The 12,092-nt window shown below is 49.3% G+C and carries 15 protein-coding genes and 1 rRNA gene; 14 read left to right on the forward strand and 2 right to left on the reverse strand.

Annotated elements, in window-relative coordinates:
• Nucleotides 1-7: 7 nt before the first annotated feature.
• From rpsK to BM412_RS31155, 10 genes are all read left to right on the forward strand, one after another.
• Complete coding sequence (rpsK, locus tag BM412_RS31110; RefSeq protein WP_090986296.1) at nucleotides 8-403, forward strand: 30S ribosomal protein S11; 396 nt, start codon at nucleotides 8-10, stop codon at nucleotides 401-403.
• A gap of 125 nt (nucleotides 404-528) precedes the next feature.
• Nucleotides 529-1,473: a DNA-directed RNA polymerase subunit alpha gene (locus BM412_RS31115; protein ID WP_090986294.1), complete on the forward strand. Its 945-nt coding sequence runs from the start codon at nucleotides 529-531 to the stop codon at nucleotides 1,471-1,473.
• 51 nt (nucleotides 1,474-1,524) lie between these two features.
• On the forward strand, nucleotides 1,525-1,893 hold the full coding sequence (gene rplQ, locus BM412_RS31120; RefSeq protein ID WP_090583277.1) for a 50S ribosomal protein L17: 369 nt from the start codon (nucleotides 1,525-1,527) through the stop codon (nucleotides 1,891-1,893).
• Between the two features lie 119 nt (nucleotides 1,894-2,012).
• Complete coding sequence (gene truA, locus BM412_RS31125) at nucleotides 2,013-2,753, forward strand: tRNA pseudouridine(38-40) synthase TruA (protein WP_091225572.1); 741 nt, start codon at nucleotides 2,013-2,015, stop codon at nucleotides 2,751-2,753.
• 270 nt (nucleotides 2,754-3,023) lie between these two features.
• The gene (gene rplM / locus BM412_RS31130) at nucleotides 3,024-3,461 is read left to right on the forward strand and encodes a 50S ribosomal protein L13 (protein WP_091225573.1); all 438 of its coding nucleotides are present in this window, start codon (nucleotides 3,024-3,026) and stop codon (nucleotides 3,459-3,461) included.
• A 19-nt stretch (nucleotides 3,462-3,480) separates the two neighbouring features.
• Nucleotides 3,481-3,873 (forward strand): 30S ribosomal protein S9, encoded by a 393-nt coding sequence (rpsI, locus tag BM412_RS31135; RefSeq protein WP_090986288.1) that lies wholly within the window; start codon nucleotides 3,481-3,483, stop codon nucleotides 3,871-3,873.
• A 151-nt stretch (nucleotides 3,874-4,024) separates the two neighbouring features.
• Nucleotides 4,025-4,717 (forward strand): phosphoadenylyl-sulfate reductase, encoded by a 693-nt coding sequence (locus BM412_RS31140; protein ID WP_091225574.1) that lies wholly within the window; start codon nucleotides 4,025-4,027, stop codon nucleotides 4,715-4,717.
• A gap of 17 nt (nucleotides 4,718-4,734) precedes the next feature.
• Nucleotides 4,735-5,901 carry a sulfate adenylyltransferase gene (gene sat / locus BM412_RS31145; RefSeq protein ID WP_091225575.1) on the forward strand — a complete coding sequence of 389 codons (1,167 nt, stop codon included), beginning with the start codon at nucleotides 4,735-4,737 and terminating at the stop codon, nucleotides 5,899-5,901.
• A gap of 218 nt (nucleotides 5,902-6,119) precedes the next feature.
• Entirely contained in the window at nucleotides 6,120-6,905 is a 786-nt protein-coding gene (gene cwlD, locus BM412_RS31150; RefSeq protein WP_091225576.1) for an N-acetylmuramoyl-L-alanine amidase CwlD, read from the forward strand.
• 101 nt (nucleotides 6,906-7,006) lie between these two features.
• Nucleotides 7,007-8,095 carry a P-loop NTPase gene (locus tag BM412_RS31155; RefSeq protein ID WP_091225577.1) on the forward strand — a complete coding sequence of 363 codons (1,089 nt, stop codon included), beginning with the start codon at nucleotides 7,007-7,009 and terminating at the stop codon, nucleotides 8,093-8,095.
• Nucleotides 8,096-8,220: 125 nt separating this feature from the next.
• Here the strand turns inward: BM412_RS31155 and gerD are convergent, their stop codons facing one another.
• Entirely contained in the window at nucleotides 8,221-8,943 is a 723-nt protein-coding gene (gerD, locus tag BM412_RS31160) for a spore germination lipoprotein GerD (RefSeq protein WP_091225578.1), read from the reverse strand.
• A 207-nt stretch (nucleotides 8,944-9,150) separates the two neighbouring features.
• On the opposite strand from gerD, the gene BM412_RS31165 reads away from it, so the two are divergent.
• A complete protein-coding gene (locus BM412_RS31165; RefSeq protein ID WP_256256680.1) occupies nucleotides 9,151-9,786 on the forward strand; it encodes a KinB-signaling pathway activation protein in 636 nt (211 codons plus the stop codon).
• 10 nt (nucleotides 9,787-9,796) lie between these two features.
• Here BM412_RS31165 and pdaB read toward each other — a convergent pair whose 3' ends face one another.
• A complete protein-coding gene (gene pdaB, locus BM412_RS31170; protein WP_091225579.1) occupies nucleotides 9,797-10,600 on the reverse strand; it encodes a polysaccharide deacetylase family sporulation protein PdaB in 804 nt (267 codons plus the stop codon).
• A gap of 108 nt (nucleotides 10,601-10,708) precedes the next feature.
• Between pdaB and BM412_RS31175 the strand changes: the two genes are divergently transcribed.
• The 3 genes from BM412_RS31175 to BM412_RS31185 all read left to right on the forward strand — a co-directional run.
• A complete protein-coding gene (locus BM412_RS31175; RefSeq protein ID WP_091225580.1) occupies nucleotides 10,709-11,320 on the forward strand; it encodes a stage II sporulation protein M in 612 nt (203 codons plus the stop codon).
• Between the two features lie 205 nt (nucleotides 11,321-11,525).
• Complete coding sequence (locus tag BM412_RS31180) at nucleotides 11,526-11,747, forward strand: hypothetical protein (protein WP_091225581.1); 222 nt, start codon at nucleotides 11,526-11,528, stop codon at nucleotides 11,745-11,747.
• A 264-nt stretch (nucleotides 11,748-12,011) separates the two neighbouring features.
• Nucleotides 12,012-12,092 (forward strand): 16S ribosomal RNA (locus BM412_RS31185); the annotation flags it as partial.

Below are 12,092 nucleotides of genomic sequence, written 5' to 3' on the forward strand. Positions count from 1 at the left end.
AACCGAAATGGCTAAACCAAAAAAAGTGGTTCGTACGAAACGTCGTGACCGTAAAAATATTGATACTGGCGTAGCGCATATCCGCTCGACATTCAATAATACGATCGTTACGATTACTGATCCGCACGGAAACGCGATTTCTTGGGCAAGCTCGGGTAACCTCGGCTTTAAAGGTTCCCGTAAGAGCACGCCGTTCGCAGCTCAAATGGCTGCTGAATCTGCAGCAAAAGCGGCAATGGAACACGGTATGAAAACTGTCGAAGTAATGGTTAAAGGTCCTGGCGCAGGCCGTGAAGCAGCAATTCGTTCGCTTCAAGCTGCAGGTCTGGAAGTTAACCTTATTAAAGACGTTACTCCAGTTCCGCACAACGGATGCCGCCCGCCAAAACGTCGTCGCGTATAGTCAATTTTTGTGGTATCAAATGACTACAACTTGTGAATAATGGTTGTGAAGGTTTGCCATACTACATGATTTGACTACTTATGCGATAATGGTAACGGAGCGACGTTTTGAGGGAGGGTACTATTGTGATTGAGATCGAAAAGCCGAAAATCGAAACCGTAGAACTAAACGAGGATGGCACGTACGGAAGGTTCGTTGTTGAACCGCTTGAACGTGGATACGGAGCAACGCTCGGGAATTCGCTTCGCCGGATCCTGTTGTCATCGCTGCCTGGTGCAGCGGTAACCTCTGTTCAAATCGATGGTGTACTTCACGAGTTCTCTACGGTTCCAGGTGTGATGGAGGACGTTACCGAAATCATCCTGAATCTCAAAGGCCTCTCGCTGAAAATCCATTCCGACGAAGAGAAGGTATTGGAGATTGACGCGGAAGGCGATGGCAACGTTACGGCTGGCGATATTCGCGCAGACAGCGATGTCGAGATTTTAAGCCCTGATCTTCATATCGCGACGCTGGCCTCCGGTGCACGGCTCCACATGCGGGTATTTGCTAATCGCGGACGCGGTTATGTGCAAGCAGATCGGAATAAACGGGAAGACCAACCAATCGGCGTCATTCCTGTTGATTCGATCTACACACCGATTACTCGTGTAAACTACTCGGTTGAGAACACTCGTGTTGGTCAAGTGACTAACTACGATAAGCTCACACTTGAAGTTTGGACCGACGGAAGCATTCGTCCGGAAGAGGCTGTAAGCCTCGGCGCCAAAATTTTGACTGAGCATCTGGATTTGTTCGTTGGTCTGACTGACGAAGCGAAAGATGCTGAGATCATGGTTGAAAAAGAAGAAGACAAGAAAGAGAAAGTACTTGAGATGACGATCGAAGAGCTCGATCTCTCGGTACGTTCTTATAACTGTCTGAAACGTGCAGGTATCAACACCGTCCAAGAGCTGATCACGAAAACGGAAGAAGACATGATGAAAGTCCGTAACCTCGGACGCAAGTCTTTGGAAGAAGTTCAAGAAAAGCTCGAAGAACTGGGTCTTGGCCTCCGCATGGAAGAATAAAAAGCAGCGTAGACTAAAGGTCGATAGACTGTTTTAAGGAGGGGAAAATCGATGGCATATTCAAAATTGAGCCGTGACGCAAGTTCGCGGAAAGCATTGTTCCGTGACCTCGTTACAGACTTGTTCTTGTATGAGCGCATTCAAACGACTGAGGCGAAAGCAAAAGAGCTTCGTCCAATCGCTGAGAAGCTAATCACACTTGCAAAACGTGGTGATCTGCACGCTCGTCGTCAAGTTGCAGCTTTCGTTCGCCGTGAGTCTTTGGTTGCTGGTGAACAGGATGCAATTCAAAAATTGTTCTCCGAACTGGCTACCCGTTACTCGGAACGTCCGGGCGGATATACGCGTATTTTGAAACTAGGACCACGTCGCGGAGACGCGGCACCTATGGTTTACTTGGAACTGGTGGATCGCGCGTAGCAAGAAGAAACGGCTGGCGACATAACTGGCGCCCGCGAAAGTTTCTTTCGGAAAGGGTGGACCTTGCGGCCACCTTTTTTTGTTGCCCTTGATACCGTGCATAAGGGGGACCATATGGGATGAAGAACATACGGATGGTTGTCAGCTATGTAGGTACGCATTACCATGGCTTTCAAACGCAGCCCATCGGAAATACGGTGCAAGACGTGCTTGTGCAAGCGATTCATGTGTTGACCGGAGAGAAAGTGCATATCGTGGCATCCGGACGAACGGATGCAGGTGTGCATGCGAGGGGGCAGGTGTTTAATTTCGTCACCGCCTCGCCAATTCCGATCGGACGCTGGGCGCTCGCCTTGAACTCTCGATTGCCGGATGACATCGCCATCTTAAAGGCCGATGAAGTGCCGCTTGATTTTCATTCAAGCTACAGCGCGAAACGAAAAACGTATCGCTACTCCATCGACACCAATAAGTTTGCAGATGTATTCGAAAGGGATTACCGGTTTCATTATCCCATGCCTCTTCGCTTGTCCGAGATGAGGGAAGCATTGTCTAAAGTGGTAGGCAAGCATGATTTCACTTCCTTTGCTTCGCAGCGTTCTACGAAGCGCTCACATGTGCGAACGATTCTTGAAGCAAGAATCGAGCAAGGTGAGGGGAAACTGGATCTATTTGTGACTGGTGATGGCTTTCTCTATAACATGGTGAGAATTATTGTGGGCACCTTATTATGGGTAGGGGAAGGGAAGCTGTCCGTATCGGATTTTGAGCGCATTCTTGAAGCGAAGGACCGCACTGCGGCCGGACCTACAGCGATGGCTCACGGTCTGATGCTCTGGGAAGTTTCCTACGACGATTGACGAGTATTACCAGTGCTCTGAGGGCATAATGCCTAAACAAATAGCTTGCACTTGTTAATCCTATGTTGTAGAATATAACTTGTGCTTTCTTAGTGGCTCTCCCACAGCCCCGACTGAGATCGCCAACAAACAATAGCATTTTTGAATGGAATCGAGCCGGTTACAGATGATGGCTTTGAGAAGACCCTTGGTCGATCCACCATTCATCTCTAACGGAACCGTAACATTATAAATTAGAACCAATGTTTGAATGAACAAGGAGGAACATCCATGCGCATTACCTATATGGCAAAGTCCAGCGAAGTTGATCGCAAATGGTTTGTCATTGACGCAGAAGGCAAAACGCTTGGTCGCTTAGCGAGCGAAGCTGCTAGCCTGATCCGCGGCAAGCACAAACCAACATTTACTCCACACGTTGATACTGGTGATTTCGTAGTTATCATCAACGCGGAGAAAATTCACCTTACTGGTAAAAAACTTCAAAACAAAATGTACTACCGTCACTCCATGTACCAAGGCGGACTTAAAGTAACTCCGGCTCAGGACATGATCAAGAACAAACCAGAGCAAGTATTGGAACAAGCTATCCACGGCATGCTTCCAAAGAACCGTCTTGGCGATAAAATGAAGATGAAGCTCAAAGTTTATGCCGGACCAGAACATCCACATCAAGCACAAAATCCAGAAGTTTACGAACTTCGCGGGTAAATAGAGGGAGGACAGTTTCATGGCACAAGTTCAATACTATGGAACCGGTCGTCGTAAACACTCTGTAGCACGTGTACGTCTCGTGCCGGGTGAAGGACGAATCATTATTAACAAACGTGACTTGAATGATTACTTCGGTCTGGAAACACTGAAGCTGATCGTTAAACAACCGCTTGCTCTTACTGAGACTGCAAGCAAATACGATATCTTGGTTATCGCACACGGCGGCGGTATCTCCGGTCAAGCCGGCGCTATCCGTCACGGTATCTCCCGCGCTCTGCTTAAGGCAGATCCGGAATTCCGTCCAGCTTTGAAACGTGCAGGATTCTTGACTCGTGACCCACGTATGAAAGAGCGTAAAAAATACGGTCTTAAAGCAGCACGTCGCGCGCCACAATTCTCCAAACGTTAATATCGACTTACAAAAATGCCTTCTCTGCTTGCAGAGGAGGCATTTTTTTCATATTCCGGATATCATTTAAAAATATTGAACAAATGAAGCAATCGACGTATAATTTAATGTAGATTAGTTTACTAGGAATTTGAATATGGAGGTCAACACCATGAACTTGTTTGAAAAGGAAGCACTGATCAAGCAAAAAGCGGATGAATTGGAAACAGCAACGCCGCAGGAGATTATTAAATTCGCGGTCGAAACTTTCCCGAACATTACCTTTGCCTGCAGTTTCGGTGCGGAAGATGTCGTACTTGTCGATATGCTGCAAAAAATCAGCCCGAAAACAGATATTTTTTATCTGGACACGGACTTCCACTTTAAAGAAACTTACGAAACACGCGACAAAATGGCAGATATCTACAACCTTAATTTTGTCGAAGTAAAACCTTTGATCACGCCGGAAGAGCAAGCTGCTCAATATGGTGAAGAGCTTTGGAAGACCAGTGCCAACCAGTGCTGTGACATCCGTAAGGTACAACCATTGACGCAAATCCTTTCCAAATACGAAGCATGGATTACGGGTATCCGCCGTGACCAAGCACCTACGCGTGCAAATGCGAAGAAGATTGAATATGATACGAAGTTCGGACTCGTGAAATTCAATCCGATCGCGAATTGGACATCCGAAGATGTATGGGATTATATCCGTTCGAACAATGTGTACTACAATCCGCTTCATGACAATCACTATCCGAGCATCGGATGTGAGCACTGTACTCGTCAGGTTATGCCTGGTGAAGATCCACGTGCAGGCCGTTGGTCGGGTCAAGAAAAAACAGAATGCGGATTGCATAAATAAGAGGAGGCTTTCAGAGCATGAGCAGCATTAAGCCACATGGCGGCGTACTCATCAACCGAGTCGCAAGCGGAGCTGAGCGCGATGCGCTGCTGGCAGAAGCGGCAGCATTACCGGTCATCGTTGTTAACACTTGGGCAATTTCGGACTTGGATCTAATCGGAGTCGGCGCTTTCTCGCCGCTTACCGGTTTCTTGAATGAAGCAGACTATCGCTCGGTCGTTGAACGTATGCGCCTTGCAGACGGCACGGTATGGAGCATTCCGATTACACTGGCAGTAGAAGAGGCCAAAGCTTCTGAATTGTCCACAGGGCAGCGTGCAGCGCTTGTAGGCGAAGATGGTACCGTTTACGGCGTTATCGATATCGAAAGCATCTACAGCGTCGATCTGAAGCATGAAGTTGTAAACGTGTATAAGACGGATGACATCGAGCATCCGGGAGTGGCGAAAACCTACAGCCGCCCTAATACGTATGTTGGCGGACCGATTACGGTTCTTAATCGTCCGGTACCTGAGAAGTTCAATGAGTTCTATTTTGATCCATCTGAGACAAGACGGATCTTCGCGGAGAAAGGCTGGCGTACCGTTGTCGGCTTCCAAACGCGTAACCCGGTTCACCGCGCGCATGAGTACATCCAGAAGTGCGCAATGGAAATCGTAGATGCGCTATTCCTGAACCCGCTTGTAGGCGAAACCAAATCGGATGATGTGCCTGCAAACGTTCGAATGAAGAGCTACATCGCGCTGTTGGAAAATTACTACCCGGCAGATCGCACGTTCCTTGGCGTGTTCCCTGCGGCTATGCGTTATGCGGGTCCTCGCGAAGCGATCTTCCATGCGATGGTCCGCAAAAACTACGGCTGTACGCACTTCATCGTTGGTCGCGACCACGCCGGTGTAGGCGACTACTACGGCACGTATGAAGCTCAGGACTTGCTTCGTTCCTTTACAGCTGATGAGCTTGGCATTATTCCGCTTTATTTCGAACACAGCTTCTTCTGCACGAAATGCGGCAATATGGCGTCGAGCAAAACTTGCCCGCATGACAAAGAGAGTCATTTGACGTTGTCGGGTACGAAAGTTCGCGCATTGCTGCGTGATGGCGTTTGCCCGCCGCCGGAATTCTCCCGTCCGGAAGTTGCTAAAATTCTTATCGAAGGCATGGCTGAGCAGCCTGTTAAATAATAAGCTACCGCACAAAACGCTTTTGACCGTCTACAACAGGCGGCAAAGGCGTTTTTGCTTCGCTTCCGTGCAAATGAATTTTCCTGCAACATCTCGCAAAAATGCATTTATGCATGGGGTTGTTCGCATAACAAGCCATCTCGTCCCATAGGATGATAAAGAGTACAGGACAGACTCCTGTGCACGATCATCGGATGGAGATTGGGGTGGCTTTTTGTATGCGCGGAGTTCGGAAACGTTTCGTCATCTGGATCACGTATCGCGGTGCTGTACGCATTTCTCTAGGCGTGGTGGCGGTTATCCTGACTGTCATTCTGCTCACGCAGGAGGTGCCTGCCACGCGCACCTGGACGTATTGGACCCTCCCTTTATCCGGCAAGGTGATCGCTATCGATGCCGGTCACGGCGGTGTAGATGGCGGAGCGGTCAGCAAGCAGGGCATGGTGGAGAAGGATTTAAATTTAGCCATCGCTCTGCAGCTGAGAGATTATTTACAACAAGCCGGCGCGATCGTAGTTATGACTCGAGAAGGGGATTACGATCTGGCAGAGGAAGGTACGTCGAAGATAAGCAAGCGTAAGACACAGGACTTAGTTAATCGCGCTAAGTTTGTCAAAGATAAGAATGCCACTATGCTGCTCAGCATTCATATGAACAGCATCCCGTCCCCTCGTTGGTCGGGGGCACAGACTTTCTTTTATCCGAATTTACCGGAGAATGCGGTCCTTGCTTCGTTGATTCAAGATGAAATTCGGCGCAATCTGGCGAATACCGAGCGGGTGGCTGCGACTGTGAACTCGGTGTATTTGCTCAAAGCGATGGATGAAGTTCCGAGCGCCTTAGTGGAGGTTGGGTTCTTGTCTAACCCCGGTGAAGCAGCACGACTTGCAGACGCGGAGTACCAGAAGAAGGTTGCGGCTTCGATCTATCAGGGGGTTCTTCGTTTTACCGCCGGTGAGAAATGGGGATCAGCTTCGGGCACGGAAACGAGCGATCCCAAATAACCGCGGCTTGGAACAGGGTCTTGGTCTTGTTATAATGGAGCAAGTACATACACACCCATTTATATAAGCACTTATTCAAAGACAAGAGGAGACGGTAGAACATGTTGACCCGCATAGAAGCTTTAGCGGCCGCCGAGTCTGCGGCGACCCCATATATGGCGGAAGGGGCGATTTCCTTCCGCGATGTGATGGTTAAGGAGGACCGTCACGTATCCATGACGGTCCTTGGGGCGAGCGCGAGCGCCGAACGCGCGCTCGAGGCTGCGCTGCGAGCAGCGCTTGCCGCCGCCGGTGCCGAAACCGCGCACTTCCGGTTTCGCGCCGGCGAAGGCGCGCCTGCGGCGCAGCAGCCCGCGGCAGCGCAGCCGCAGGCAGCAGCCGCCGCCGGCCCCGTACGTGGGCACGGGGCCGGGCTGGAGGCACATCCGCTGCTCAGCAGCAGCAGCGGGGTGCAGTTCATCGCCGTCGCCAGCGGCAAGGGCGGCGTCGGCAAATCCACGGTGACCGTCAATCTCGCGGTCGCCTTAGCCCGCAAGGGCAAACGCGTCGGCATTATCGACGCGGATATTTACGGCTTTAGCGTGCCCGATATGATGGGCATCGAAGATCGCCCGCAGATCGTGAATGAGCGCGTCATTCCGATCGAGAAATTCGGCGTACGCGTCATGTCGATGGGCTTCTTCGTGGAAGACAATGCGCCAATCGTATGGCGTGGACCGATGCTGGGCAAGATGCTCCGCAATTTCTTCGCGGAGATCGAGTGGGGCGAGCTGGACTACCTGCTGCTTGATTTGCCGCCGGGAACAGGGGACGTTGCCCTGGATGTGCATCAGTTGATCCCGCAAAGCAAAGAAATCATCGTCACGACGCCGCATGCGACGGCTGCGTTCGTTGCTGCTCGCGCAGGAGCGATGGCGATTAAGACCGAACATGAAATCATCGGCATCATCGAGAACATGTCTTACTTCGTAAGCAAGAGCGGTGAGCATGAATATGTATTCGGACGCGGAGGCGGCGCAAGGCTGGCCGAATCGCTCAATGCCGAGCTATTGGCTCAAATCCCGCTTGGCGCGCCCGACAACCATCCGTCCGAGCCGGATTTCTCCCCTTCGGTATACAAAGCGGACACAGACAATGGCCGAATTTACCTAGACATCGCGGATCGCGTTATCGAGAAATGCGAAGCATAATCATTTTTCACTAATGATTTTCACTAATCACTCATGCTTCACTCACGTTCCCTCAACGTCTATTCACCTTAAAAAAGCCGGTATTCCCCACAATCGTGGGAGAATACCGGCTTTTTATCAGTACATCAACCGCCTTGATCACTCATACCGCTGTCACCTTCGCCACCGCTTTCGCCTTCACCGCCGCCTTCTCCTTCACCTTCACCGCCACCTTCGCCGCCGCCTTTATCGCCGCCTTCTTTTTCCTTCGTGACCTTCTCGTCCGGCTTAGGCTTAAGTTCTTCCTGAACGGCCTTCTTGAGCAGATCCAGAATTTCAAGACGGAACAGAGGATTTTGCATGGATTCCTGCATGAGCGACATCGTTTGTTTCCGGTATTGCGTGCTTTGCAGCACTTCAAGGATCATTTTGTCCATTTCCGGACTCTTCATCACTTGAATGAGATCCTTTTGGTACGTCGGATCCTTCAGCAGATCCTTATGAATCTGTTTGTTTTGCTTATTTACGGCTTTGGCAAATTCTCCCGCAAAACGAGGATCGGTCATCAACTTCTCAATAACCTTGCTGTACTCCGGCGCCACCAAGGTTTCCTTGACGGCTAGTCGAACCTGCTCTTGATCCTGCACGGATAGCGACCGGAGGCTGGAGCCGTTGTTACCGCTTGTGGCGGAAGCCGATTCCTGCAACGCCTTCTGGGCGTCCTCGGTTTTGAGTATGTCAATTACCATAGACTTCATGTCTTTATAGCTGATCGGCTCGCTTGATGCGCTGGATTGTTGCGTTCCACAGCTTGACAGGCTGAATGTCAGGACAATGAGGGCACCAAGCCATGTAATTCGTTTAACCATGCTGTCAGTGTCTCCCTTCTGAAAAAGCAACTGTTGCTGTGTGTAGTATGCGACAATGTTCATCGTATTATCATGGAAGCGGCATGGCTTTTTGTATGGGACATGGTAAAATGAAGGGTAGTTTCGGCATATTCGGAAACCCTGGCGATATTCGCCTGAAACCTAACGGATTCAACAATCTCAACAAACCTGTAGGAGTGGAAAATAGTGAACTTGCGCAAATTGTTTTTCTTATTTTGGAGTACGATGGCCGTTGGCGGTGTTGTAACCATCGTTGTCGGTAGCATCATGCAATGGACAGATGCTTCATTTGGCTTCATGGGACTGGAGGCAGCAGGCTTTAATGCCGCCATGATGGCGCTGGTCGGTCTGCTCTTCGGCGCATTCAGTCAAATGGGCTTCTTTGCTTACATGACCTTGAATTACATCGCACTTAGCGTCATCCGCAGAAACTACATGTGGAACGCACTGCAAGCCTATACGACGTTGTTTGCACTTGGCGGGATCGGTTACTTGCTTTACCAGGATCGCGTGAAGCTGGACAACAATTGGATATTCTGGGTGCTTCCGCTTGGACTGGGACTTGCATCTTGGGCAGTGGCGTACTACAAAGCTAAGCTAACAAACAATAATGCATTCATTCCGACGTTGTTCCTACAAGTTGTAGTTACACTGCTCGAAGCATGGCCAAGCATCAGAGGCGAGGAAAGCAATGTAACGGCAATGATATTTATGATCATCCCAATGTTCGCTTGTAATGCCTACCAAATCTTGTGGCTGCACAAGCTTGTGCGCAAACAACAAACAACCGACTCCGCATCAGATGCGAAGCCGGCTGTATAAGCTGCTGCGTTTATTGTTCGGCCGAAGCATCAAGCTGCTCGAACATCGCGGTTTTATCCTGCACCGTTTTACCTTGCAGCTCCGTTTGGGCGATTAATTCCGATACCGTTACAAATTCATAGCCCTTGGAGCGCAGCTGATCGATAATGGCCGGCAGCGCTTCGTGGGTTTGCTTCACGGAATCGCTGGCGTGCATCAGGATGATATCCCCGGGATGCGCTTTACTGACGACGCGATTGATGATTTTATCCGTGCCGATATTCATCCAGTCGAGGGAGTCGGTGTCCCACTGAATGACTTTGTAGTTCATTTGCTCGGCAATGCGAAGTACACGTTTGTCAAAATCCCCATTAGGCATACGGATCAAGCTAGGCGTTTTACCGGTAACTTGAGTCAAAATCGTTTGAGCCGTTTCGATCTGGCTGCGAATTTCCTCATCGCTGAACGTGCTGTAGTTGTCATGCTTGTGACCGTGACTGCCGATTTCATAACCGCCATCGACGATCTTCTTTACGATATCGGGGTGGGTTTGACTCCAAGGCGAAGAGAGGAAGAAGGTGACGTTCTTCACACCTTTCTCCTTCAATACTTCCAGAATCGGTTCTGTTCGTTTCTCCCCCCAGCTGATGTCAAACGTCAGAGCGATAACCTTCTTATCTGTTGGAACGCTGTAGATGGCCGCAGGCTGGTTGGGAGCGAACACGGTAATATTGTCCTTCTCCGCGTAAATAACGCCCGCAGCAAACAGAATACCTACGGTGACTAGAAAATAACGCTTCAGTTTCCGTCCGTTCATCACATAAAACATATTCATTACAATTGCACTCCTCTCCAATAAGGGCTTGTTCTAGTACAATCTATGCTCGTACCAACAACTTATTCTTGTTATCCCAAAAACAGCCCAAAGAGGTGACCCCTGCTTATGTTTTCGCCTAAAGAAATTCTTCGCCATTTGCAGTCGATGCGGCACTATATCGCGTTCAGCACTATATTTCTGTTAGCCGGCATCGTTGTAGGTGCAACAAATCCCGCATTAGACTCCTTTATTAACAGTCAACTAAGCGGACTGAAAGGTGTCGCGGAAAATATTGATTCAAGCTCGCACCCGACCTTATTCTTAATGCTGTTTATTTTCTTCAATAATGCCATTAAAGCTATTCTTGTGATGTATGTAGGCTCACTCTTCGGACTCGTCCCCATTGCGTTCCTGGCTATTAACGGCATGCTGCTCGGTTACTTGGTTCACAAGACAGCGGAACAGGGGAATGAAGCCGTATTTACGATCGTGTTTAAAGGATTGCTGCCGCACGGCATCATCGAGATCGCGGCCATTATTATTGCTTGTGCTTATGGTTTACGGTTCGGCAGAATGATGCTTCAGGGGCTAGGTACCCTCTTTACGAAGCGCAAGGGCTGGGGGCAGGAACTTGAGCTATTCGTTATGCGGACACTGCCGGTGATGGTTTTAATTGTGGTTATGTTGGTTGTTGCGGCTGTAATTGAAAGTACGGTAACAGTTTGGTTGCTCAGTTAGTAATAAATTTCCAATTATTTGAGCATAACAATAAGGCGGCGTTTATCGTGACATGCGATAATCGCCGTTTTTCTACATTATGGGATTTGCGGGCTTATCAATCATTTCCATAATGTCTTTGGGGTGAGACATGCTGCGCCGCCTTATAGGCCGGCGGAAGCCGTTTCTTCTTGGGCTGATTATTTGAAGGGGGCCACCAACGGTTATGCTCGGAATTCTGTTCAACGACAAAGAATGTAAAGAACTCGACTACGTACTACGCAAAGAACTCGACGAAATGCTGCTCGATTTGAACGATTCCCGGCTAGACGGCGATATCAAAACCGCGATTGCCAAACGCTACAAAGTAATTTTCCGCATGTATGCCCGTATTGCATCCCCGAAAGAGCTGTCCCGTTACGCCGTAAATATGCGTTCATACCGCTGATATCAACGGTTTTTCAAGGGGTTATAAACATGTGGATAAAAAAATCGAAAAAACTCTTGCATTGTTTATAAAGCGTGTGATATATTAATCAAGTCGCCGCTGAGACACGGGCGAATGAACAACGGAATTTGTTCTTTGAAAACTGAACAATGAGCGACCAGTCAAATGGTTATAAATCGCGAAACGAACGTTTCGCAAAGCTAGTTTTTTGAATGAGCTACCAAGCGAATTCTTAAAAATGGCCAAGCCTTCGGGCTTACCACTTTTATGGAGAGTTTGATCCTGGCTCAGGACGAACGCTGGCGGCGTGCCTAATACATGCAAGTCGAGCGGAGTTATTCCTTC

Origin of the sequence: Paenibacillus sp. BC26 (genome assembly GCF_900116125.1) — a bacterium.
Taxonomy (GTDB): Bacteria; Bacillota; Bacilli; order Paenibacillales; family Paenibacillaceae; genus Paenibacillus_Z; species Paenibacillus_Z lignilyticus.